A 23,339-nucleotide genomic window follows, 5' to 3' on the forward strand; every position below is an offset into this window, starting at 1 on the left:
CCACAACAAGAATATGAATAAAATCATAACAATGCCAATGCTATTGGCTTCTTTTATTGTTTTTTCACAGGAAAAAATAATAACCAAATCAGCAGCAATAACCCTTGAAGCTTCCGTTCCTTCTTTTCAGCCTGTTGTTGGAACTAACAGCAGCGTAACTTTTGTTTTAAATCCCGTAACAGGAGAAGTGGCAAGTCTTGCATTAATGAAAGGATTCCAGTTTGAAATGGCCTTAATGGAAGAACATTTTAATGAAAATTACATGGAAACCGATAAGTATCCAAAAGCAGTTTTCAGGGGACAAATTGAAGGTTTCGACATTAGAAGTCTAACAGAAGATTATAAAGATTATACCATAAAAGGAAAATTAGAAGTGCATGGAAAATCCAAGGATATAAATGCGGATGCAAAAATTACAAGATCAGGTTCCAGAGTCACCTTTATATCTGATTTTGAAGTGAATGCAAGTGATTTCAATATTCCAATTCCAGCGCTTATTAAATATAAACTGGATAATAAAGTCAAAATTCAAATTATTGCAGTTTTAAAATAAGGGCTGCACAAAACAGAATGATAAAAAAAATAAAGGCGAAATAATGAAAAAAACGATACTTATTACAATGCTGTGTGTCTGCGCTATCGGTGTATCACAAGAAAAAATGGTCAGTAAATCGGCAAAAGTTACTTTTGAAGCTTCCGTTCCTTCTTTTGAAGAAGTTAAAGCAGTAAATAAGAATGTTACTTTTGTTTTGAATCCAGCAACAGGAGAGATTGCAAGTTTAGCCCTTATGAAAGGTTTCCAGTTTAAGGTAGCTTTAATGGAAGAACACTTTAATGAAAATTACATCGAAAGCGACCAATATCCGAAAGCCGTATTTAAAGGAAAGATAGAAGGATTTGATCTTCAAAGCCTAAGCGCAAGTGCTAAGGATTTTATCATTAAAGGCAAATTAGAACTTCACGGTAAATCCAGGGATATAAATACTACTGCAAAGATAAGCAGACCACTATCAGGGGTCAGTATTTCATGTAATTTCAGCGTAAATGCCAGTGATTTTAATATTGAAATCCCAAATTTGGTTAAAAACAAGCTTTCCAATAAAATAAATATCCAGATTGCCGCATTCTTAGAAACCAATAGACAATAACCGGCTGTAAACTATCTCGAAAAGTCAATAATTTTTTATATATAAAAATGGAGGAAGAAATAAAAATTGAGGACGGTCTTACCCTTATCCGGTTTCAGAACGACAGTTCAGAATCTTTTTTGGCACAGCACGAAATAGGTGCCGGCCTGATACAGTTTCATTTCGGACTAAAAGGCAATGCATTTTTTTTTTCCAGTCAGGATAATTGCACTTTAGAATTGAAAGAGGAAAAATCACTGATTTTGTGCAATCTGCAGTATCAGTCATTGCTTAAGTTAGAACTTTCTCCAAATTCATGGGTTATTTCTGTTATTGTTTCGATTAATAAATTTCACTCGTTATTTTCCGTTCAGGCAGATTATATTTCTATTTTAAGCCCCGATAAGAAGAAAAAAAAGTATTATACCGAAGCGAACATCAGTCCTGCTATGGCTGTTGTTTTGAGCCAGCTGTTTCATTACAGCCTTCATCCTTCCCTAAAGAACCTTTATTATAAAGGAAAAGGATATGAATTATTGAGTCTGTATTTCAGTAAAATGGAAGATCCAAACGCAGTGCAATGTCCATTTTTGATTGATGATGATAACGTACTGAAAATCAAAAAAGCCAGAGAAATACTTATCGCCAATATGGCCGAACCGCCAGGACTGCAGCAGCTGGCAGATGAAATTGGACTGAATATGAAAAAATTAAAAATAGGTTTCAAACAAATTTACGGCGATACTGTTTATGGTTTTCTGTTTGACTACAAAATGGATTTTGCACTAAAACTATTGGACAGCGGTTCTTACAATGTAAATGAAGTCGGCTTGAAAATAGGATACAGCACCGGAAGCCATTTTATTGCGGGATTTAAAAAGAAATTTTCCACAACCCCAAAAAGATATCTGATGTCCATTAATACCAATCATAAAAACAGTATCGCTTTTATAGATTAGGGCATAAATAAAAATATATTTGATTAATATTAAGAAGCGGCAAGCACTGAGTTTGAGTAAAAATTAGAACAAATCTTAAAACAAAAAAGATAATGAAAGGAGTATTATTAGTAAATTTAGGATCTCCCGAAAGTTCCGCGCCAAAAGATGTCAAACCGTATTTAGATGAATTTCTAATGGATAAATATGTGATCGATGTTCCGTATTTATTAAGAGCTTTACTAGTTCGCGGCATTATTTTAAGAAAAAGACCAGAAGAATCTGCGCACGCTTACGCAAAAATCTGGTGGGAAGAAGGTTCTCCATTGGTTGTTCTTTCAGAAAGAATGCAGAAAAAACTACAGCCTTTAGTAAATGTTCCCGTTTCCTTAGCAATGCGTTACGGAAGCATGACCATAGAAAAAGGGCTTCAGGAATTGAGCGATAAAGGAGTTAAAGATGTAATGCTTTTCCCACTGTATCCACAATATGCGATGGCTTCGACTTTGACTATTTTGGTAAAGGCTGAAGAAATTCGCAAGAAGAAATTCCCGCACATGACATTTACTGATGTTCCGGCATTTTATAATAAACCAGATTACATCAAGAATTTGGCCGATTCAATTCAGAAACATGTAGTTGGTTTTGAATATGATCATTTGTTGTTCTCGTATCACGGAATTCCAGAACGTCATATCCGCAAAACCGACGTAACAAAATCGCATTGTAAAATTGACGGATCCTGCTGCACCACGCCATCTCCGGCGCACGAATTCTGCTATCGCCACCAATGTTATGAAACTACAAGACAAGTCGTTAAATTATTAGGTCTTTCCGAAGATCAATACAGTCTGACATTTCAATCGCGTTTAGCAGGAGATAAATGGTTAGAACCTTATACAGATGTTGAAATTGATAACATGTCGGCAAAAGGAATCAAGAAATTGGCAGTTGTTACTCCGGCTTTTGTTTCAGACTGTTTAGAAACACTCGAAGAAATCGCTATGCGTGCCAAAGAAGATTTTGAAGCAAAAGGAGGAGAAGAGTTTTTGGCAATTCCATGTTTGAATGACGACGACAAATGGTGCCGGACAGTGAGTAAATGGATTAGGGACTGGTCAGAATAATCCTGAACGGGCACTTCTCTATCGATCCATTAAATTAATCGGATGAGATTTGAAATATTTCTGATATGCTCTATATAACTGATTAATTCCTAAACCTGTAAAAAATAAAGAGATCATATTACAAAATACAGACTTATAAAACGGATTTATGTTCTGAAAAACGGCATGCAAAACAACGATGAAGATCAGCATTGCCAGAAAAACTCCAATCATAGTTCCGGCTAAATAATAGTGCTTCCATTTTTTTTTAGGATCAATATACCCCTTTTTTAGCAGATACAAATTCCAAGCTGTCCAGAAAGGCAGCTGCAAAAAATTAAAAGCATTTAAAACTATTCCCATTACAAAAGGGGAATAGCTTTTGAATCGCATAAGAAATTCATAAGATGATGTCTGCTGGCCGCTCCCCTTATAAAAGACATAGGCTATTGCAAACATTAATACTGCTGAAAATATATCTATTATTATTAAAAGTTTGCTGATCCTTGCCAGGCCATCAGCAAAATAAAGGGTAAAATAAACAACAAAAGATTCCACAAAAATTATCCCCAATAAAAAAAGCATTAAATTATACAGCCCTGTATCTGAATAAATTTCCAATCCGGCAAAACTTAAATACCCGGGCAGGACAGAACCTAAAAAGCCTACCACAAATCCAGAGGCAAAATTCATGAACAGTTTCATCTTAAAAATTTATAATTTTACTGTTGTGTCTTACATGCAGCCTATATTCTTTGATGCCTGTTTTATAATCCAGATAGGGTACTCCCCTTCTATGGTTTTGCGTACTTATTTCATACATATAGGTAATATGTCTGGCGAGTTCATTCCATGCGAACCATAGGGAATGTTTGGGATCATAAATATGAGTAGGTTCGCTTGCCGCACCGTTTAGTTCGACTATCTGAAAATTTTTTCCCTGCTCCAATTCTTCGAAAGTATTATACATGATATCAAAACGTCCGAAATAGAATTCCGGAATCTGAACAGCAATCCTGTTAATTGTCTCGGTTAATTCCGGCGTTATCCACTCGCTGCCGTCAAGAAATTTTGCTCCGCGCGCATGATTGCCGAACGGAACCAAATTCAATGTTTCATCCTGCGGTAAAATCTGCTGCAGCTGTTTTCCATATTCTTTTTTTAAAGCATCCATTTGCAGTTCAAATCTTGGATTCTCTTTAATTAAATCTTCAATGGTAGACTTACCGTCTCCCGTCACAGTCAAAAATTCTTTAGAAACAATTCCTGTGATTTTTCCGTTTTTCTGAAACGGACGGCGAACATAAAAAATGCCTACTTCTTTTTCAAACGAAATGAGATCCTGCAGTAAAAAATCAAAATTTGCTTTACCCGCATAAGCAGCCAGCTCAGAAATTGATTTGATTTTTTTTACACCAGAGCCCCGCAGTCCAATGTCGGGTTTTGCGATTAACGGAAAATTAATTTCATTTTCCTGCACTAGATTTAGGATCTCTTTGAAATCAGAATTCTCGCGAATTATAATGGTTTTCGGATAGTGTTTTATAGGCAGCAGATCGTAAATCTGTTTTTTGCTTTCCATCATAAACCCGCCATTTTTAATCTTGGGATTAGAAGCATTAAAGAAAAAAAGAGATCTGGCTTTTACAGCATAATAGGCCCAAAGAAAATAAATAGGAAAATATAAAACCTGAAACGGCCAGTATTCCCAATTGGTGACTTTATGAAAAAATAACTTCATTGTTTTCGATTTTAAATTTGAATGAAAGAGGCCGAAAAATCTTTGGTTTTAACTAAATCATAATATTTCATAATTCCTTTATTCTGCTCTGTTACCGCTTGAGTTACACTTAAGGTTTTCATTATATTTTCTCTGTTGATGATTAAACCGTTTTGCGCATCATCACTATGAGTGTTTTTATGAAAATCGAGCATATCCGGAGCCGAGATTTCATTTTTGTCTTTGATGAATTCAAAAAACCAATCAGATCGTTTTTTTCTAACTTCTTCAGGATATAAAGTAACCGACGACCAAATGTAACTCTGCGTTTCATCCAGCTTTGATGTTCTTTTAGCGGCACCATCCCAGATCAGTTCGTATAAACTTTTCTGCTGATACAAAACCAGCGTAAAAGGTTCTATATTTTCGAGATTAATCTGATTCCAAAAGTCTTTGGGCGAATCATTTTCGATAATTTCCAGCACAATTAATCCGCGGCTTTTTCGAAACGGAAGAATTGGTGTGTGTTTTGTAATTCCGCCATTTAACAAAACTGCGACCGTTCCGTTTTCATCAATGGCAAACCAGGTTCCTCCGGCTTTTGAATCTTTCGGATACATAATATTTTTTCCTTTGTGACTGTAATTTCGTGGCTCAACTGCCCCGGGCCGAACTACTTTTTCATCCCGGTTTGAGGTAATAATGGCAGCCCCTTTATTGTTTACAAAACTTACTGTGCACATTGTTTTCTATATTCGATTGTGGAACGCGCTACTCCAAAATTTTCCTTCAGCAAAACATTTTCAAATTGCAAAACGGCAACTTTTATTAAAGCCTGATGATGAACGCAGTGTTCTAAATTATACAGCAGTTCTCTGTAATAATTACTCTGAATCCTGAAAGTAAGTCCATCAATCATCTGCTCTAAAAAAAGAATTTTATTATCTGGTTTCAAACCCTTTTTTATTTTCAGAATACATTCATTTGCAAACTGGGTTTCGGTTTCAATGCGTTTGCTGCGTTCTCTGCTGTCATAATTTAATACTTCAGATTCATAACTATTTTCAAGACATTGGAACATTTCAATAATATGGCGCATGTGTTCGCCAATACTTGAGCTGCTCAAAGCCGTACAAGGCTTTGAATATAATGGATCAGATAACTGGTTTAATAAATCTGTTAACTCATCCAAACTTTGGTTTATTGATTTTAGAAGCATGATTATTTAGTTTTTAGAAAGTTAATTATTTTGTTCTTGTTCAAATAAAGCAATCCTAAACAGCATAGAAACGTAATCAGAGCGAGAGTAAACAAAAGCCCGCCATCATTTTTAACTTCAATTCCTAAAACAAATAAATGCGAAAAGACAGCGCCCGTCATAACGCCGATTCCGCCTAAAGCGCCAAGCCACGTTGTTTTCGGAATCAAAATTAAAATCGCAAAAATCAGTTCGGCAATTCCAGATCCTAATCGTCCGTAGGGTTCAATCCCTAAAGTCGAAAAAATATAAATACTTTCCGGTGCTCCTGTAAATTTAAAATACAAAGTCTGCAGTAAAATTACAGATGCGGTCAGCCTCAAAACCCAGAGTATTACTTGTGTTTTCATGACCTTAGTTTTTATATATTTTTTTCCAATTCGTATCTGCTTTCCCTTTTAAATTATCCTGATCTTTGTTCCAGCTTTTCAATGTATTATTAAAATAGGCATTGTAGAACAAATACAGTCTGCCATCGACAATTTTAAAAGTTTCAGGATTTATTTCGACTTTTTCTCCGGTGCTCCCCATGGCATAAGCACACCAGCCGCCATATTGAGGTTCGTATTTTAATGGATTTTTTAAGAACGCATTTTTATTTTCAGCAGAAGAAAAATTATAAGTCACGCCCTGATACGAAACCGAAATTTCTTTTTTCCCCTTAACTGCTTTTCCCTGATTAAAATATCCAACAGGATCATAACCCTGGATACCTGCCTTGTTTTCTAAATTATACTGGCTGATTCTTTTTGCATCGTTTTGAGCAAATGAACTGCCTGAAATTAAAATCAATAACAATAATGCCAGCTTTTTCATCTTTAATTTATTTTAAGTTTTTTAATACTGATACCAATAATTCTGTTGAGATACGCTGTTTAAAATCGGGGGCGATATATTCAAAAAGTATATCAGCATCGGTGTTTACTACAAAAACTGATGGAACTGGCAGTAAGCTGTTATTGATTCCATTAGAATGTACGTTAATTGCCTCTTTGTAGTTTTCCGGAGCCTGATAATCAATCCCTACCGCTTTTATTAATTCCATGTTTGAATCTGAAAGCAAACTGTATTTTACTTTGTCTTTTTCTTCTGTTGTTTTTAGATTTTCAGGAGAATCCGGACTTACAGCAATAATCTGGTAGCCTAAATCGATAATTTGTTCTTCGGCTCCGGCCAATGACTGTAAATGGATATTGCAATACGGACACCATCCGCCGCGATAAAAAACAAGAACCGTTTTTTTCTTTTTTAGTATGTCTAAAATATTAACCTCTACATTTTCAGGTGTTTTCAAAGTTGCGTTTGGAATTTTTTCACCAATTAATAAAGGTGCAATATCCATTGCCGATTTAGGAACCGGCTTTTGTGCATGAGCAGCCGAAGTCAGGGCTGCCAGAAATATTAAAAGTATTTTTTTCATAGTGCATTTGTTTTACATCTTTTTGATGATGTAAAATTACAGCACTGCGAAAAAGCAAAATGTCGGCTAATTTACACTTTGCCTAAAATAATTATAGTTTACTTATATCTGGAATTATAATTTCCTTTCTGTTGTAACTCAAGAGCTGGTTAATTTCCATTTCATTGAGTAACTGTGCAGCGGTTTGCCTCGAAGTACAGATAATCTGAGCAATATCATTTTGGGTTAAATAATTTTCGATAGCTACCGTGTTTCCATTTCTAACACCTTCCTTTTCTGCCCAGTCTTTAAGGAACTGATACATTCTGGTTTTGGCGTCTTTAGAAATTAAATTGGCATAACTGTTCTTGACGCGTTTCATTTTTAAACCCACAAATTTGGTATATGAAATTGCGAGAGTAGGATTTCGAAGCAATAAATCTTCAAAATCAGCCATTAAAAAACTGCAGATTACTACATCATCAGAAAGTACCTTTGCATATTCCTGCTCTTTAGCATCCGTTTCCAAAGTCAATTCGCCAAATAAATCTCCTTTTTGAATAATGTCTTTTATTGTTTCATTGCCATCATCATCAATGGCAACTATTTTTATATTTCCTTTTTTAAGTAAAAAAATACGAGGTACATCTGAAGAGGAAAAATAAATAATTTCACCTTTAGCTGCTTTTTTAAAACCTGTGATAATACACAATTGCTTAATTTGTGAATAGCTCAGCGTTCTAAACAATTTGTGATCCCTTAAATACCAATACTTTAATTCCTCGTACATAGACTAATAGCTGTTATTTCAGTAAATATAATAATTATAACATGTACATGCTGCAAAACTAATCTGATTATGCATTGCTTAATCTAAAGAGGGATTCGCTGTACGTAAGGGATTAAACTATTATTTAATTCAATAATCAATAACCAAAGGACAAATGGAAAATAAAACCGTGGAAGCCAATAAAATGTTAACCGACAAAGGGATTAACATTTCCCTAGACAAAGCTGCTGAACCATATGATTCATAGCAACTTAAAAGATGTAATTTTCAACAAGATCTTGCCATACGGTCGTAACTTCATTCAAATAAGATTCTCCGCACAAGATGTTTTAATTGCAGCGCATCCCTCTTCATAACACTATCGATGGTTATTACTTTATAAAATATTTCATTTCTAAATTGCTGAATTCTCATTTAAGAGGCCAGTTCATTTCAAAAACAAAAAAACAAAAAGAGAACTACTAAAAATCAATATTTTAACTTTAAAAAAAACACTTATTTCTTACATTTGTTTTAAAATAAAAAAGTCTTATGAAATATTTTATTCTTATTTTAATGGTTTCAGGATCTGTATTTACAATTTTGGGCTTATTGTTTCCTTTATATTATCTATTCACTTTTAAATTTAAAGAGGATTTCTATGTCTGCAATAATCTGACTATGGGAATTATGTTTACACTGACCGCTTTATTGTTTACCTTTTTTAATGAGTTGCATTTAAAAAATAAATAAAGCCTTTCTATAAGATGCTGAAAAATATCGCGGCAATATGCAAGCTTTTAAATACATTGAGCCGCTTATCATTATTTTGGTTTAAATGTGTCATCATCTATTACCAACTAATTTTAAAAATGAGGCAGCCCAAAAATTTCCACAAAAACAGGTTCATTTTACAATTAATCTATCATTGAAAGTTTTGTGCATTATTTGTAGCGCAGACTTTTTAAATCTTTCTTAGATCATTAAAATCAAATTATTACCTACTTAGATTCGAATCACAGGGCTTCGTTGTTGAAAATTAAAAACAGTTAAATAATTCAAAGAAATAATTAGAGTTATATTCTGATTGAATGATACATTGATTTGTTTATGGTTTATTTCTATAATTTGAGTATTAATTTGAGTTGGGTGCAGAATCGGTACATTTAGATTTAACAATAGCTTAAAACCGTAACAAAACCATTTAAAAGTTTAAGTTCGCATAAATAAAAGGGTTCGTGTCTTAGAATTAAGTACAAAGAACCCTTTTCAGAAAATAGCTACAAATTAACTGAGTCGCAGCCAGTTTTATTGCTGCTCTGCCGAGACTTTAAAATTGATTTATCTCTGATTTAACTTAATAAAAGAAATATTATGAGAGGTGCGAGCCTATTTTAAAATGTTTTAAAGATTTGCCTTTATGTTTACGTAATGCCCTAAAACAGTTTGCTCGGGAGCCAAATCCGCAGATAAGTGACATTTTTTCAATAGATAGATTCTTGAATACAGGGTCATTTAGATTTTCCAGCAAGTATTGAATTCTTTTTAAATTTATATAATCATTAAAATTTACCCCAAACTCGGCATTAATCAGATACGAAATTTTATGCCCGGTAATTCCTGTTTCTTCCGACAGCTGGGCCAGACAGAAATCTTTATTTAAAAAAAGCTTTTTGGAATTCGTGATAAATTCTATTCTTACCAAGCATTCTTCTTTTTCTTCCTTTGTTAATCTGCCAAACATATTAGCCATATGTTTATTTTTTTAAAATTATTTTAATTTAATACCGCTGATTGGACAGATGTTACATTGGCAGATACCATCTAAAACCAAGCCTTACCCCAAAGTTCGCTGAGTTTCTGGGATATCCGTCAGATCTGAAAGCCATGACTTCAGGCTCGATATAGGCATTGTATTTTAATTTGCCCGACCATATATATCCAACCCTGAAATCCATCGGTATGGCAACTTTCCCGGTTTTGTAATCAATCTGCCACTCGGGCTCAATACCTGCATAGATGCCGTTTGGCCATGTGTAGAAGACATTTGGCTGCAGCACTGCATAGGCTGATGAACCGTACTTTCCATTTCCCGATATAGAGAAAAAGTTTTCCCAGATCCAGTACATCTGCCATTTTCCAAGATCTGTGAAAGTAACTGTGAAAGCTGGACCGATACTCCACTGGGGAGAACCAAGCTGGTCGTCGGTTCTTGTAGGTATCTGAATATTCCATCCCGCACCAAACTCCCCCCAGTCTTTCTTAGTGAGAAGAAAAAACTGGTTCAAAGTCAGATCTCCCAATCCAGTTTTGCCGTCTGGCGCCGTATTTAAAAAAGTAATAACCCTTATTAGCTGCGGCACTTTAATTAAAAATCCTTCTTTCAAAGGAATTATCCCCCTGAAACGAAAATTTTGTGCGAATCCATCCTGTCCCTCAGTCTTAAAAATTGCATATTCTTCCAATTGCAGCTGCCATGCCAGAGTTGTCGGGTTCATCACTTCCTGTGATAGTTTTACCGAAGTGGCACCGCTCTGTGGTTCCTTGTTTTCTTCGGTTTCCTGCGCCGCCCCAGCAATGCACCCCGCGAAGAGCATCACTAATGACGCAGCATAATCTCTGGCGCCTTTTGCTTCCCGGTTAAATATTTTTAATTTCATAGTTCGCATTTTAATTAGTTAATTGTCAGGAAAAATCACTTTCCAATCCATTTTCATGTCCGCAAAAGCCCAATTTTTAGCCTTTCCCTCATCAAGTCCTTTATTGAGTGTCCCCACTGGAGATTTTCTGTCATATGCCCATTCGCGGATAGAATCTGTGTGGTGGACATACAATTCAAAATTCTTGTATTTATTGGAAGCGGCCCACTGCAGCATCTGAAGGTCACCGTCTGAATTTCCTGCTGCGAAAACCGGTTTTTTTCCAATATACTTTTCTATTGCAACTGGTTTTCCTTCTTTGTCATCATTAAAATCCAGAGCAGGCAGTTTTGTTATCACCGGTTTGCCATTGTTGTATTCATATTTTGCCTGAAGGGTACTGCCTACAATCTGGTCTTTTGGGATTCCGTAGACATCCTCAGCCCACGCGCGCATGAAATCTATACCTCCTCCAGAAACAATAAATACTTTGAACTGGTTTGCCTGAAGATATTGAACCAATTCAAGCATAGGCTGGTAAATGAGGTCTTTGTAAAGTTTTTTCTTTGTCGGATGCTGTGCGGTGCCGATCCATTTGCTGACACTGGCTTCAAACTCATCGGTAGACATTCCTGCATGGCTGACGGCCACAATCTGCAGCAGTCCTGCCTTTCCCTGCTTCATCAGTTCTGCCATATTATTTTCCAAAACTGCCTTAAAAGGCTGCTTGTTCTTCCATTCAGGATGTTTCGGAGCTAAGGCCTTGATCTGATACAAGGCGAAGAAAAGCTGGAAATAAAAAGGCTGTTCTGCCCATAAAGTTCCGTCATTGTCGAAAGTTGCGATGCGGTCCTTTACAGGTATAAAATTAGGGCTTTCATTATTGGTTACATCTTTTACATAGGCAATGATGTCCTGTTTTACTTTTGTATCGTTCCACGAGCTCAGAGGAGAATTATTCTCAGATGAGATTTCTTGGGCCGGCACATCTTTATTCTGGTCTTTTGCCGTTTCTTTTTTACAGCCTGAGGCTAGTGCCATTAATAACAAAAAAAAGGCCAATTTAAATCGGGGGTGTTTTATTGTCTTTTTCATCTTTTTTTCTATAAATATTTCGGATTAAAAAAGTCTTGATTCAAAAAAAGGTGGAATTTTTAATCCACCTTTTTTAAAGTTAAGATTTAGTTGAATTAATATTTGACATCTTCAGGCAGTTTCATGCCTTTTTCTTCCATTAATTTTTTTGCTTCCTGGATATTTCTGAACCTTGTGATTGTTTCATTGCCTAAATAGACTTCTCCCTGCATGGGTCTTGGAGGGTACTGGATATATGTTTTCATCAGGTCTTGAATAGCCTTATTGAAAACTGGAAGCGTCCATGTTTTTTCTGTAAAGCTGTTCATAAACAGATCATAGCGCTCCTGCGGATCCTGCCACAGATCATAAATGGCTGGAACAGTTGCAATGTATGTTTCGTCACCTCTCCATCCAAGCTGTTGTCCCGGAGCATCACTTCCTGCCTGCGCCCCATTATCTCCTCTCGTATTATAAACCGCTTTAAAGTGGCTCACTCGCACTGCACCAGGAGATAATTCAGATTCCGTGAAATAAAACCAGTTATTGCGAAGCGGTTTGCCTTTCTGGAATAATACATTGGACATATCGTAACTGTCAAAAACCATAGGTTTACCTTCACGGTCATTTTTAGGAAGTTCCACACCGGCCAGGCTGGCAAAAGTTGCCATCAGATCAAGCCCTCCTACTATATTATGATTTTGTTTTCCTGCTTCTATCTGCCCTGGCCACCATGCAATTGCAGGAACTCGGCTTCCTCCTTCTCTGTCTGTTCCTTTTGAACCTCTAAAAGGCGTATAGCCTGCATCAGGATGTACGTCCTGCCATGCCCCATTATCAACAGTATAAATTACAATGGTATTTTCTGCAATTCCCAGTTTTTTGATCTCATCCATCACTCGTCCGACATTATAGTCCATCTCCATTACGCAGTCGGCATATTTGCTGGCCCCGGGAGATTTTCCCTTAAATTTTTTAGACGGCAGGTTAGGCTGGTGGTTTTTGGCAAAGTTCACACACATGAAAAACGGATCCTTAGCCGCTGCATAGGAATCCAGCTGTTTTAAGACATTATCAGTCTTCATCATGTCCAGCTCAGCAATATTTTCCTCGGTAACTTTAGAAACCTCTCTAACTTTTCCTCCAGCCTCACCTTCCAATACTCCAGTGGTTACTTTCTTAAAAAAAGCCAGCATTTCAGGAGTCATATCAGGATTCCAAGATTGGAAAGCATAGGTATATGCATTCAAATGATACAACACCACATTCTGCATTTTATCAAAACCGTGTGCAGTAGGCATCGCATAATCAGCTTCTCCTAAATGCCATTTCCCGGAGAAGTAGGTTTTGTAATTCGCTTTCTTTAAAACAGAGGCCAAGGTCCACTCACCTGCTGGCAGACCTCCTCCCTGGCCCTGAAAGGCTACCGTTGTCATACCGCTTCTGTTAGGAATGCGTCCGGTTATCATAGCCGCTCTTCCCGGTGTGCAACTCGGCTGTCCGTAAAACTCCCAAAACTGCATTCCTTCTTTGGCCATTTTATCCAGATTGGGAGTAGGCATGCCGCGTGACTCACCTCCACCATACACTCCAAGATCTCCCCATCCAGTATCATCAGAAATCAACATTATAATATTAGGTTTCTTTTTGGATTGGGCTTCTACATTGATAAATAACAGCAGCAGCAAACTAGTTAAAACTATCGATAAAGCTTTTTTCTTCATAATTGCAATATTTATAAATTAGTATTACTAAAATTAAGTTATTGCCAAAACAAAGAACTCAAAATCAAACAGTTTGATGTTGCAAATTATAATCTGCAACCAAATTTTCTAAAAATGAAACAATCGCTTGCTTCACAAATGATGAAAAGTGTGCTCTCCTATTATAAAATTTCTTCCATTATAAAATTAAAGACATCGTTCTGCAATTTCTATGGGGACACCCAAACAGCTTGAAGCAATAAATTTGGAGTGGATGCTGTATTGCTGCAAAAAGTTAAATAGATTTTAAACGATATTCACCCAACCAAAGTTTTGCGACAAAATCTTCACACTTGTTTTTTGGAGTTGGTGCTTTTCTGTCATAAAAATCCAAATCTTTTTTTAAGATTTTAATTAAAGAAACTTACTTTAAAGTTTTCAATATACACTTTTTTAAATCCACCTCAATCAAAAGCTTTACAACCTAAAATTGATCAGAATCGCCGCGTCTCACGAACAAAACAGCAGAGATCCACTATTTAATCGGAGTCAGACAAAAACTGCTGCCCCTCTTTCTTCCCTTAGATAAAAATACTTTTAAAATACTTCACTTCAAGCAACCGCCTTCAACAGCCAAAATCAAAATAAAAAAATCTAAAACAAATAAAAGCAGTCTAAAGTAACTAACATCTGGAAAGAAAGAAAGAAAGAAAGAAAGAAAGAAAGAAAGAAAGAAAGAAAGAAAGATCCCATTAAAACCAATAAATCCTGCCCTGCAAACCACCTTTGGGCAGTTTCCAAATTTAATTACTGCCTGTGCAAAAGAAAACCCTGAAAACCAATATCAATATCTACTAAATATTTCGTATTTTTGACTTTAAACTAGTACTTTTTTTAGAAATTATAATTTGGGAGATATTGCCTTAAGGAATAATGTGAAGATTTTTGGACAAGGTAATGATGCTTTGCTTTTTGCTCATGGTTTTGGCTGCGACCAGAATATGTGGCGGCTTATCACCCCGGCTTTCAGTCAAAATTACCGGATTATTGTTTTTGACTATGTAGGTTGCGGCAAATCTGAAGCAAGTGCTTATAATATTGAACGTTATTCTACTCTTGACGGTTACGCTCAGGATCTGATTGAAATCTGTGAGGAGCTAAATTTAAAAAACATAACCTTTGTCGGACATTCGGTCAGTGCCATGATAGGCGCTGTGGCACTTATCAAAAAGACTGCCCTTTTTAGCAGCATGGTCTGGATCGGACCGTCGCCCTGTTATGTCAATGATGATATTTATACAGGCGGTTTTGATAAAAAAGACCTAGATGACTTATTGGATATAATGGAAAATAATTACTTAGGATGGGCAGGTTTTTTAGCTCCTGCCATAATGAAAAACGGCGACCGTCCTGAATTGGCTTCTGAATTGGAGGAAAGTTTCTGCGCAACAGACACCTTCATTACAAAACGTTTTGCTAAAGTTACATTTTTCTCAGACAATCGAAATGACTTATCAAAAATTAAAATTCCAGTGCTCATTATGCAGTGCGCCGACGACATTATCGCTCCAGAATCAGTAGGAGACTACATTTCTGCGAAAGTTGCAAACAGTAAAATAGTTAGGATGAAAGCCACAGGGCACTGCCCCCATTTAAGCCATCCAAAAGAAACAATCCAGATAATCCAGGATTTCTTAGCTGAAAACAATTATAGTAATGCCTAGTTCTTCCGGCCAATTTAAGGACAATTTCCCCTGTTACCAGTTTTCATTTTCTAATAACGGGCTCATAACTGCAATTAACGATTATTTCCTTAAAGATTTAGGATATGAAGTTTCCGAAATTAAGTATAAAATGCGAATTGAAGATTTACTGACTGCAGGCGGGAGAATTTACCTCCAGACACATTTTTATCCACTGATAAAAATGCAGAGAGCCGCAAATGAAGTTTACCTTTCATTTGTCACCAGTGACCAGCGGCAGCTCCCAGTATTGTTTAATATGGCATTAGCCGGAAATAATGATACCTACACAGTGTACTGTGCAGGAATGCAGATATCAAAGCGAAATCTTCACGAGAAAGAACTCCTGAAAGCAAAAAAACTTGCAGAAAAGGCCATAGAAGAAAACCATGAACTTATTGCAGTTCGTGAGGAACTGAAATCTACGCAGCAAAAATTAGAGCTCCAGTTTCGTAAGCTGTCCCAAAAAAATTCCCAGCAGGTTGAATTAAATAAAGTCCTGTCACATGATTTAAAGGAGCCTTTGCGGAAAATAAAATTATTCGCCAGCGTATTGTCTGACCAAGAATCAGCATTAAGCATGAAAGGAGCCCGCATAATTGAAAAAATCAATTCCTTTGCGGTTAAGGTGAGTTTTTTACTCGAAAACCTGGAACAATATAATTCTTTAGATAACAAAAAGCTGCAGTACGTCCCTATCAGACTTTCTGAAGTGTTTAAAATGACAGCATATCGATTTGAAAACATTTTTCCGCAAGTAAAGATTATCATGAAAGATCTGACAGCATTGAAAAATGATTTTTCTTTCCAGTGTGACCGCAGCTTATTGATAAATCTTATAAGTGAGATAATTAACTATTCCATAACCAATAAAAACATAGAGGAGCTGGATTTATTTGAGGTTACATTTACGGCAGATGTTATCCGCACAAATCTTTTTATCGAAACTAAAAATAAGTACCAGTTCGAAGACTGCATGCGTTTTGTAATTTCGGATAATGGCAGTTTTTTTGTGCAGTCCTCTAACCCCTTCCACCTATTTGACAGATCGCACTCAAACGGTGATATATTAAATATCAGCCTGGCTTATTCACAAAAGATTGTCCAGCTTTTAAATGGCCAGATTACATTAACTTCGGACCAGGAGAATGGAACAGTCTTTACAATTGTAATTCCAATAAATATATAACTTGTGATCCATAGATTAGTAGTGATAAAAAAACTGGGCAAATTAATTTTAGCAGTTTATCTGCAGCAAAAAGCACTCCTTTCTACAAATACACTTTATTAATCCTTATTTGAATACTACTGATCTCAAAGCCCATCTGTCCAAGAAAAAACATCATCATTCTATTATGCAGCAGTAAAAAGGATGGTTTATTTTTCTTAAACAGCATATCGCTTTGCATGAAATGCTTTTTGATTATCTAATAGAATGATATAAGTATTATTGGTGCCTGTTATTTATTTCGTTTATTATTAAATTTCATCGCTTCTGATTCGATTTCCTGTATTGTTTTCTTTTTCCCTTTAGAAATCCATTCTAAAAGCTCTTCTTCAAAAAAATACAGCTTTTTACCATATTTATAGCACGGAATTCTTCTCTGCCTTACAAGAGCATAAATTGTCGGCTTTGCTTTTCCTATCAGCCGGCTTGCTTCTTCGATGCCGATAGGAATGCTTTTTTCTTTAGATTCATATACCTGCACATTCTGAATCAGAAGTTTGATCTCGGCAATTTCTTTCACTAAGTGCGCTACTGCTTTGGGAAGGTTCTCAAAAGAGATTTCGTTTGTATCCATAGCTTTCGTTTTTAAAAGTTATGGTGCAAATGAAAAAAGTGTTTCTGCTGTGTCGTTCTTCCCAGCAGAAACACCTGAAAAACACAGTGCTTTCAAACTATTGGTATTTAAAAATCTGCAAGATCTTCCATAATCTTTATAATACCTTTATGTTCATCATCTTTCAGATGCGTTTTAATGCTGTTCTGTTCGACATCTTTTAGAGCTTCAGCAAAAGTCAGCTTTAGAAATTCCGCGGCTCTGTCCTGTCTGGTGGCTTTAAAGCAATTCCAGATATTCCAGCCAAAATGATACAGATCCAGATTGGACAGATCTTTTACTTTTACCGGTTTAATCTTTTCAAAATTTATGCCTTCAGCATATATAATTATGTTGCTGCCCAATTGCTCCAGATCATCATCCGACATGTACAGCGCAAACTCCTGCTGCGTATAACGGATGGCTGTATCAATTCTGGCCTGTTTTTGATTTCTGGCTACATTTTGCCGCTCCTTCCTTATCTGCTCAATATCAATGGCTGCATTATTATTTTCAGGAATTTCGGGCTTGATTAAAGCATCCTGCCGTTCCTCTTCTATTTTTACATAGTCCTTACTTGCAATGCGGCTTTCAGGCGATTCATTTTTTTCTGCCTTCAAAAAACGATTAACCAATCTCTCAGCCAAACCATTTAGAAATAAACTTAGAATTGCAAACATTAAAACTCCAAATCCAGTGCTGATCCAAAAGAAAACGCCGGCCGTATATTCATCCGCACCTTTTTCCAAAAGCACCAGTCTTCCGATTGCACCGACAAAGACGCAGACTAAAAAAACAGACAGGTAAACTGCAATATATTCAAAGTACTTTATTTTCATTGCGCTCTTTTCTTTAAAGATTCCAATTGTATTGCCTGAGAAGCTCTGTTTTTCTTCTCATCTATTACCTTGGCGTAGATTTGAGTAGTTTTTACGTTGGTATGACCCAGCATTTTGCTGACCGTATAGATGTCTGTACCGCTTGAGAGCTGCAATGTTGCAAATGTATGGCGGAAGCAGTGGAAGGTAATATTTTTTTTAATGCCGGCAGATTCAACCCATTTTTTCAGAGGGCGTGAAATCCACGACGGGTCCGGCAAATCCTCAAAAACAAGCTGCCCGGGAAGCCTCGGTTCTCTGCAGAGATCTAAAGCCTGCTCAGAAATTGGCATATACTCGACACCTCTTGTCTTTTTCTGCGTGAAATGCAGTTTGGCCATGCCGTCTTCCAGGGTTATCTCTTTCCAGCGCAGCTTCTGAATGTCGGAATGCCGCAGGCCGGTGAGCGCTGAGAAAAGCGCGGCTCTTTTAAGGACATCTTTTTCACAGGGCGTTTCAGCCAACACGTTTAATTCTTTAATGGTAAGATATTCGCGTCGTGATTCCTGCTCAGGTATGCCTTTTACTTGTGAAGATAAATCAACGGTTAAATATCCATCAATAAAAGCCTGTTTCAAAGCTGCTTTAAAAATGGAAAAATACCTTGCCGCAGTATTGAGGGAAAGTATTCCTTTTTTGCCTCCTCCGAGCGGGGCACCCAGCAGAAAGAGTTTAAAATCTTCCGCCATTCTGATGTTAATCTGAGAAAACATCAGACTGCCTACAGAGTAGCTTTTTAAAAATTCTCTGGTCCGCTCCCAATTGATCTGAATGGATTTTGAACTTCGGGCGTGTCTTTTAGCTGCTACAGAAGAAATGTATCTGATAAAATCCTCTTTTCCTCTTTCTTTCTGTTCAACCAATAGGTTCTCAGCATCACTGTAAAGATCTATATTATCGTATTCTTTCTGACGGATTTTACGCACCCCGTCAGCATAAAGCATTATCTCGCGGTCGCTTTCGCTTCTGCAGATTATTATTCCGTTATCGCTGCGTCTGGGTTTGTAGGATTTTACACCCTCTGCATCTGTCTGGGCTGCTCTTTTCTTGTCCCACTCCACTGTTGTAACGGATCTGTTTAAATACTCGCGGATTCTCTGAGGAGCTTTCTTTCCGGAAACCTCTACAGGATAGCTCTCTATGTAAACATACCATTGATTTTTGTCTTCTGCTTTTCGAAGACGCACAGTCACCTTGGTTTTTGCTAATTGCTTCATATAAAATCATTTCCGTTATACAATTTATCAATTTCGCTTTTTGGGGCATATACATGTTTTCCAATCTGTCTGGTAGGGATTGAATATTTCCTGATATGGCTGTAGACAGAACCTTCAGATATCTGAAATCTCTGAGCTATTTCGCCGATGGAATAGCAGTCTTCTTTCTCGAGGCTGTATAATTTTTTCTTCGGTGCGCTTTCATCCTGCCGCAGGCTGCGGGCAGGGCCAAACATCCTTTCCATAATGCTCCGGTCTATCCGTACAAGGCGGATTCCCAGATTAACTGAAGGAATTTTTCCCTGATCGACAAACCTGTAAAGGGTTCTTTTTGCTATGCCAAAAAGCATGCCAGCTTCCGGGACAGAAAGAAATGCCCTATCCTGCGGTATTTTCTCGATCATCGCTTTGATGTCTGCTTCATTTTTAAGCTGCTTCATCTTCTGCTTGTATGCTTTTTTACTGCATTTTGGCGAGCAGTAGATAGAAGTTACGGTCTTGGGCAGAAACACTTCCCCGCATACAAGACATTGTTTATTTATTCTTTTCATCTCCTTTATCCCCAATTTAAGTGCCATAAGTATACATAAGTGCCACATTATCGCCTTTTAAGTGCCGGTACAAATATGGTACAAATATATGATAAAAAACGATTAAAAAACAGCAGAAACAAAAATGCATAAAAAAGAAAAACCGCTGTAAACTTTACGTTTACAGCGGTTTAACACTTATTACTAACTGATGTTAATCAGTACTTATTTAACCTCTTCGAATTCAACGTCTTCAACATTGTCTCCAGAAGACTGCTCTTGTTGTGGAGCAGCTTGTTGACCTTCACCACCTTGAGCGTACATTGCTTCTGTAGCTGTTTTCCAAGCTGCATTTACATTGTCTAATCCTTTTTGGATTGCCTCAAGATCTTGAGATTGATGAGCGAATCTTAATTCAGTTAAAGCAAATTCGATAGCTGTTTTTTGATCGTCTGTCAATTTATCTCCCAATTCTTTCAATTGACTTTCAGTTTGGAAAATAGTACTGTCAGCTTCGTTCAATTTCTCAGCTCTTTCTTTTGCGATTCTGTCAGCATCAGCGTTAGCTTCAGCATCTTTTTTCATTTTTTCGATTTCTTCAGCTGTTAATCCAGAAGAAGCTTCGATACGGATATCGTGAGATTTTCCAGTTCCTTTATCAGTTGCAGAAACTTTGATGATACCATTAGCATCGATATCGAAAGTTACTTCGATTTGAGGAACTCCTCTTGGTGCTGGTGGAATACCATCTAAGTGGAAACGACCGATAGTTTTGTTATCAGCAGCCATAGCTCTTTCTCCTTGTAATACGTGAATTTCAACAGATGGTTGAGAATCAGCAGCAGTAGAGAATACTTGAGATTTTTTAGTTGGGATAGTTGTGTTAGACTCGATTAATTTAGTCAATACACCACCCATAGTTTCGATACCTAAAGAAAGAGGCGTTACGTCAAGTAACAATACATCTTTTACATCTCCAGATAAAACTCCACCTTGAATAGCAGCTCCAATAGCAACAACCTCATCAGGGTTAACACCTTTAGAAGCTTTTTTACCGAAGAATTTTTCAACTTCGTCAGCGATTCTTGGCATACGAGTAGAACCTCCTACAAGGATTACTTCGTCGATATCAGATGTAGATAAACCTGCATCTTTTAATGCTTTAGCAACTGGCTCCATAGAACGTTTTACTAAAGAATCTGATAATTGCTCAAATTTAGCTCTAGATAATTTTTTCACTAAGTGTTTTGGTCCAGAAGCAGTAGCAGTTACGTATGGTAAGTTGATTTCTGTTTCAGCAGAAGATGATAATTCAATCTTAGCTTTCTCAGCAGCTTCTTTCAAACGCTGTAATGACATTGGATCTAAACGCAAGTCAATACCTTCTTCAGTTTTAAATTCGTCAGCTAACCAGTCAATAATAACTTGGTCAAAATCATCACCACCTAGGTGAGTATCACCATTTGTAGATAATACTTCAAATACACCGTCTCCTAATTCAAGAACAGAGATATCAAAAGTACCTCCACCTAAATCGTAAACAGCAATTTTTTGATCATTTCCTTTTTTATCTAATCCGTAAGCAAGTGCAGCAGCAGTTGGCTCGTTGATGATACGCATAACTTTAAGACCAGCGATTTCACCAGCTTCTTTTGTAGCTTGACGCTGAGCATCGTTAAAGTAAGCAGGAACTGTAATAACCGCCTCAGTTACTGTTTGACCTAAATAGTCTTCAGCAGTTTTTTTCATTTTTTGAAGTGTCATTGCAGACAATTCTTGAGCAGTGTATAAACGACCGTCAATATCCACACGTGGAGTATTGTTGTCACCTTTTACAACACTGTAAGGAACTCTTTTTGCCTCTTCTTGAGTTTCAGCAAAAGTGTGTCCCATAAAACGTTTAATAGAAGCAATCGTTTTTGTAGGATTCGTTACTGCTTGTCTTTTTGCAGGATCACCTACTTTAATTTCTCCACCTTCAACAAAAGCGATGATAGATGGTGTAGTTCTTTTTCCTTCTGCGTTAGGGATAACAACTGCTTCGTTACCTTCCATTACAGAAACACAAGAGTTCGTCGTACCTAAGTCAATTCCGATTATTTTACCCATTTTTTATATATTTAATTTTCGATTTAATTTTATAACTCAGGTGGCATAAGTCAATCTTTGTGCCAATATAAAAAACCAAATAAAATTGTCAGTTTTATTGTCGAGACCTTAAAAATCATCTGACAACATGACATTTTCAAAACCTGACATATTGTAATTTAATCATTTGTGTGTCATTAAAAATGAATTAATAATAGGCGTTCAGATAAATAATGATTAGGACTTATAAGTAAATATTATATATTTGAGAAGATAATCTTAACCATTGTCAGACTTAAAAAAGACTGATTCACAAATGAATTATCATAATTAATGAAGTAAAAAAACAGGGTAAAAACCAATTAATCTAAAATTTATATGAAATTTCTTTTTTCAATTTTATCTTTTGTAATTGCTCATTTAAGTTTTTCTCAAACCACAACATTTTATGACACTAACTGGAAAGTTTGTGAAAAGAAAAACGCAGCTTTTTACAGAGTTGTTTCACCTAGTGCTAATCTTTTTGAAGTTAAAGATTATTATATCAACAATACGCTTCAAATGGCAGGATATTCCACAAAAAAAGATTCTTTAATTAAACAAGGAAAATTTAATTTTTATAATGATAAAGGAATTTTAATTGAAACTACTCAATTTGTAGATAACATTAAACAAGGAAAGTCTTTTTTATATTTTGATAATGGCCAAATTAAAAGAGCAACCAATTTCGTAAATGATGCTTTTAATGGCGAAACGATATATTATAATTCTAACGGAATCATGATTGGAAAAGGTCTCGCTAAAGACAATTATTGGTATGGAAAATGGGAAAAATACAATGATGACGGAAGCTTCATGACAAATATCTATTATGACGACAAATATAGTTTTGACGAAATAAGCGTTAAAGCCTCGACTCCGAATCATATTTGGATTTATTTCGACAAAACCAAAGAGGATTCATTAATTACATACTTGTGTCGACCTGTTAATAATAAACAAGACGCGTCAAACAAATTTTCAGAAGCTCCTGATGTGCAAATATTTATTCCGAATACAAAAAAAGAACCTACCAATACTTCTTCACAATTCGATTATAAATTTAGCATTAATGATCCGTCACTAAAAATTACTAAAGTAAAAATGGATAAGAATGTTGAAGGAAACAACGGTTTGTATAGATACTTTTTTATTGATGTAACCTCCAAAATTAATTCGTTTACAATTGCAATAAGTGTCAAAGAAACTCGATTCCCATTTTACGAAAGTATCTTGACAGAATTTGTAAATAATTTGACATTTGAAAAGAAATAAGAACTGATCTTTGCAAT

24 protein-coding genes are annotated in these 23,339 nt (G+C 36.2%); 7 read left to right on the forward strand and 17 right to left on the reverse strand.

Annotated features, from left to right (window positions below; all coding sequences use genetic code 11):
* Positions 1-13: 13 nt before the first annotated feature.
* From P0R33_RS03590 to hemH, 4 genes are all read left to right on the forward strand, one after another.
* Entirely contained in the window at positions 14-553 is a 540-nt protein-coding gene (locus P0R33_RS03590; RefSeq protein WP_276174224.1) for a YceI family protein, read from the forward strand.
* 43 nt (positions 554-596) lie between these two features.
* Entirely contained in the window at positions 597-1,148 is a 552-nt protein-coding gene (locus P0R33_RS03595; RefSeq protein ID WP_276174225.1) for a YceI family protein, read from the forward strand.
* A gap of 41 nt (positions 1,149-1,189) precedes the next feature.
* Positions 1,190-2,086 (forward strand): AraC family transcriptional regulator, encoded by an 897-nt coding sequence (locus P0R33_RS03600; RefSeq protein WP_149207838.1) that lies wholly within the window; start codon positions 1,190-1,192, stop codon positions 2,084-2,086.
* A 92-nt stretch (positions 2,087-2,178) separates the two neighbouring features.
* Complete coding sequence (gene hemH / locus P0R33_RS03605) at positions 2,179-3,192, forward strand: ferrochelatase (RefSeq protein ID WP_149207839.1); 1,014 nt, start codon at positions 2,179-2,181, stop codon at positions 3,190-3,192.
* An 18-nt stretch (positions 3,193-3,210) separates the two neighbouring features.
* Here hemH and P0R33_RS03610 read toward each other — a convergent pair whose 3' ends face one another.
* The 12 genes from P0R33_RS03610 to P0R33_RS03665 all read right to left on the reverse strand — a co-directional run bounded on the left by P0R33_RS03610 (position 3,211) and on the right by P0R33_RS03665 (position 13,754).
* Entirely contained in the window at positions 3,211-3,792 is a 582-nt protein-coding gene (locus P0R33_RS03610) for a hypothetical protein (RefSeq protein WP_262410480.1), read from the reverse strand.
* 85 nt (positions 3,793-3,877) lie between these two features.
* Positions 3,878-4,912 carry a D-alanine--D-alanine ligase gene (locus P0R33_RS03615; RefSeq protein WP_276174226.1) on the reverse strand — a complete coding sequence of 345 codons (1,035 nt, stop codon included), beginning with the start codon at positions 4,910-4,912 and terminating at the stop codon, positions 3,878-3,880.
* An 11-nt stretch (positions 4,913-4,923) separates the two neighbouring features.
* Positions 4,924-5,634, reverse strand: a complete 711-nt coding sequence (locus P0R33_RS03620; protein WP_149207842.1) for an NRDE family protein — start codon at positions 5,632-5,634, stop codon at positions 4,924-4,926.
* Positions 5,622-6,110 (reverse strand): DinB family protein, encoded by a 489-nt coding sequence (locus P0R33_RS03625; protein ID WP_149207843.1) that lies wholly within the window; start codon positions 6,108-6,110, stop codon positions 5,622-5,624. The genes P0R33_RS03620 and P0R33_RS03625 overlap by 13 nt, the downstream gene beginning before the upstream one ends.
* 2 nt (positions 6,111-6,112) lie before the next feature.
* The gene (locus P0R33_RS03630) at positions 6,113-6,499 is read right to left on the reverse strand and encodes a DoxX family membrane protein (RefSeq protein ID WP_149207844.1); all 387 of its coding nucleotides are present in this window, start codon (positions 6,497-6,499) and stop codon (positions 6,113-6,115) included.
* A gap of 4 nt (positions 6,500-6,503) precedes the next feature.
* Positions 6,504-6,965: a YHS domain-containing (seleno)protein gene (locus P0R33_RS03635; protein WP_149207845.1), complete on the reverse strand. Its 462-nt coding sequence runs from the start codon at positions 6,963-6,965 to the stop codon at positions 6,504-6,506.
* 7 nt (positions 6,966-6,972) lie between these two features.
* Positions 6,973-7,569 (reverse strand): peroxiredoxin-like family protein, encoded by a 597-nt coding sequence (locus tag P0R33_RS03640; protein ID WP_149207846.1) that lies wholly within the window; start codon positions 7,567-7,569, stop codon positions 6,973-6,975.
* 91 nt (positions 7,570-7,660) lie between these two features.
* Entirely contained in the window at positions 7,661-8,338 is a 678-nt protein-coding gene (locus P0R33_RS03645; RefSeq protein ID WP_276174227.1) for a Crp/Fnr family transcriptional regulator, read from the reverse strand.
* Between the two features lie 1,351 nt (positions 8,339-9,689).
* Positions 9,690-10,070 (reverse strand): helix-turn-helix domain-containing protein, encoded by a 381-nt coding sequence (locus P0R33_RS03650; protein WP_149207848.1) that lies wholly within the window; start codon positions 10,068-10,070, stop codon positions 9,690-9,692.
* Positions 10,071-10,122: 52 nt separating this feature from the next.
* Entirely contained in the window at positions 10,123-10,977 is an 855-nt protein-coding gene (locus tag P0R33_RS03655; protein ID WP_149207849.1) for a transporter, read from the reverse strand.
* An 18-nt stretch (positions 10,978-10,995) separates the two neighbouring features.
* A complete protein-coding gene (locus P0R33_RS03660; protein ID WP_276174228.1) occupies positions 10,996-12,051 on the reverse strand; it encodes an HAD family hydrolase in 1,056 nt (351 codons plus the stop codon).
* 95 nt (positions 12,052-12,146) lie between these two features.
* On the reverse strand, positions 12,147-13,754 hold the full coding sequence (locus P0R33_RS03665; RefSeq protein WP_276174229.1) for an arylsulfatase: 1,608 nt from the start codon (positions 13,752-13,754) through the stop codon (positions 12,147-12,149).
* Positions 13,755-14,641: 887 nt separating this feature from the next.
* On the opposite strand from P0R33_RS03665, the gene P0R33_RS03670 reads away from it, so the two are divergent.
* Together P0R33_RS03670 and P0R33_RS03675 are read left to right on the forward strand one after the other, a co-directional pair.
* Positions 14,642-15,457 carry an alpha/beta hydrolase gene (locus tag P0R33_RS03670; RefSeq protein WP_149207852.1) on the forward strand — a complete coding sequence of 272 codons (816 nt, stop codon included), beginning with the start codon at positions 14,642-14,644 and terminating at the stop codon, positions 15,455-15,457.
* Complete coding sequence (locus tag P0R33_RS03675) at positions 15,450-16,664, forward strand: ATP-binding protein (RefSeq protein ID WP_149207853.1); 1,215 nt, start codon at positions 15,450-15,452, stop codon at positions 16,662-16,664. The genes P0R33_RS03670 and P0R33_RS03675 overlap by 8 nt, the downstream gene beginning before the upstream one ends.
* A 271-nt stretch (positions 16,665-16,935) precedes the next feature.
* Here P0R33_RS03675 and P0R33_RS03680 read toward each other — a convergent pair whose 3' ends face one another.
* The 5 genes from P0R33_RS03680 to dnaK all read right to left on the reverse strand — a co-directional run bounded on the left by P0R33_RS03680 (position 16,936) and on the right by dnaK (position 22,029).
* Complete coding sequence (locus P0R33_RS03680; RefSeq protein ID WP_149207854.1) at positions 16,936-17,277, reverse strand: helix-turn-helix domain-containing protein; 342 nt, start codon at positions 17,275-17,277, stop codon at positions 16,936-16,938.
* 107 nt (positions 17,278-17,384) lie between these two features.
* Positions 17,385-18,134 carry a hypothetical protein gene (locus P0R33_RS03685; RefSeq protein WP_276174230.1) on the reverse strand — a complete coding sequence of 250 codons (750 nt, stop codon included), beginning with the start codon at positions 18,132-18,134 and terminating at the stop codon, positions 17,385-17,387.
* Complete coding sequence (locus P0R33_RS03690) at positions 18,131-19,390, reverse strand: site-specific integrase (RefSeq protein ID WP_276174231.1); 1,260 nt, start codon at positions 19,388-19,390, stop codon at positions 18,131-18,133. The genes P0R33_RS03685 and P0R33_RS03690 overlap by 4 nt, the downstream gene beginning before the upstream one ends.
* A complete protein-coding gene (locus P0R33_RS03695) occupies positions 19,387-19,941 on the reverse strand; it encodes a helix-turn-helix domain-containing protein (RefSeq protein WP_149207857.1) in 555 nt (184 codons plus the stop codon). Before P0R33_RS03695 ends, P0R33_RS03690 begins: the two co-directional genes overlap by 4 nt.
* A 204-nt stretch (positions 19,942-20,145) precedes the next feature.
* Positions 20,146-22,029 carry a molecular chaperone DnaK gene (gene dnaK / locus P0R33_RS03700; RefSeq protein WP_276174232.1) on the reverse strand — a complete coding sequence of 628 codons (1,884 nt, stop codon included), beginning with the start codon at positions 22,027-22,029 and terminating at the stop codon, positions 20,146-20,148.
* Between the two features lie 357 nt (positions 22,030-22,386).
* Between dnaK and P0R33_RS03705 the strand changes: the two genes are divergently transcribed.
* A complete protein-coding gene (locus tag P0R33_RS03705) occupies positions 22,387-23,322 on the forward strand; it encodes a hypothetical protein (protein WP_276174233.1) in 936 nt (311 codons plus the stop codon).
* Positions 23,323-23,339 lie beyond the last annotated feature (17 nt).

The organism is Flavobacterium sp. YJ01 (assembly GCF_029320955.1).
Classification (GTDB): Bacteria; Bacteroidota; Bacteroidia; order Flavobacteriales; family Flavobacteriaceae; genus Flavobacterium.

Bases quoted from the DNA above. Each gene is read 5' to 3' on its own strand.
- P0R33_RS03660 (WP_276174228.1), bottom strand. From the start codon at position 12,051: ATGAAAAAGACAATAAAACACCCCCGATTTAAATTGGCCTTTTTTTTG.
- P0R33_RS03705 (WP_276174233.1), top strand. From the start codon at position 22,387: ATGAAATTTCTTTTTTCAATTTTATCTTTTGTAATTGCTCATTTAAGT.
- P0R33_RS03630 (WP_149207844.1), bottom strand. From the start codon at position 6,499: ATGAAAACACAAGTAATACTCTGGGTTTTGAGGCTGACCGCATCTGTA.
- P0R33_RS03690 (WP_276174231.1), bottom strand. From the start codon at position 19,390: ATGAAGCAATTAGCAAAAACCAAGGTGACTGTGCGTCTTCGAAAAGCA.
- P0R33_RS03615 (WP_276174226.1), bottom strand. From the start codon at position 4,912: ATGAAGTTATTTTTTCATAAAGTCACCAATTGGGAATACTGGCCGTTT.
- P0R33_RS03620 (WP_149207842.1), bottom strand. From the start codon at position 5,634: ATGTGCACAGTAAGTTTTGTAAACAATAAAGGGGCTGCCATTATTACC.
- P0R33_RS03680 (WP_149207854.1), bottom strand. From the start codon at position 17,277: ATGGATACAAACGAAATCTCTTTTGAGAACCTTCCCAAAGCAGTAGCG.
- P0R33_RS03645 (WP_276174227.1), bottom strand. From the start codon at position 8,338: ATGTACGAGGAATTAAAGTATTGGTATTTAAGGGATCACAAATTGTTT.
- P0R33_RS03650 (WP_149207848.1), bottom strand. From the start codon at position 10,070: ATGGCTAATATGTTTGGCAGATTAACAAAGGAAGAAAAAGAAGAATGC.
- P0R33_RS03590 (WP_276174224.1), top strand. From the start codon at position 14: ATGAATAAAATCATAACAATGCCAATGCTATTGGCTTCTTTTATTGTT.
- P0R33_RS03665 (WP_276174229.1), bottom strand. From the start codon at position 13,754: ATGAAGAAAAAAGCTTTATCGATAGTTTTAACTAGTTTGCTGCTGCTG.
- P0R33_RS03625 (WP_149207843.1), bottom strand. From the start codon at position 6,110: ATGCTTCTAAAATCAATAAACCAAAGTTTGGATGAGTTAACAGATTTA.
- P0R33_RS03595 (WP_276174225.1), top strand. From the start codon at position 597: ATGAAAAAAACGATACTTATTACAATGCTGTGTGTCTGCGCTATCGGT.
- P0R33_RS03685 (WP_276174230.1), bottom strand. From the start codon at position 18,134: ATGAAAATAAAGTACTTTGAATATATTGCAGTTTACCTGTCTGTTTTT.
- P0R33_RS03655 (WP_149207849.1), bottom strand. From the start codon at position 10,977: ATGAAATTAAAAATATTTAACCGGGAAGCAAAAGGCGCCAGAGATTAT.
- P0R33_RS03640 (WP_149207846.1), bottom strand. From the start codon at position 7,569: ATGAAAAAAATACTTTTAATATTTCTGGCAGCCCTGACTTCGGCTGCT.
- hemH (WP_149207839.1), top strand. From the start codon at position 2,179: ATGAAAGGAGTATTATTAGTAAATTTAGGATCTCCCGAAAGTTCCGCG.
- P0R33_RS03695 (WP_149207857.1), bottom strand. From the start codon at position 19,941: ATGAAAAGAATAAATAAACAATGTCTTGTATGCGGGGAAGTGTTTCTG.
- P0R33_RS03635 (WP_149207845.1), bottom strand. From the start codon at position 6,965: ATGAAAAAGCTGGCATTATTGTTATTGATTTTAATTTCAGGCAGTTCA.
- P0R33_RS03675 (WP_149207853.1), top strand. From the start codon at position 15,450: ATGCCTAGTTCTTCCGGCCAATTTAAGGACAATTTCCCCTGTTACCAG.
- dnaK (WP_276174232.1), bottom strand. From the start codon at position 22,029: ATGGGTAAAATAATCGGAATTGACTTAGGTACGACGAACTCTTGTGTT.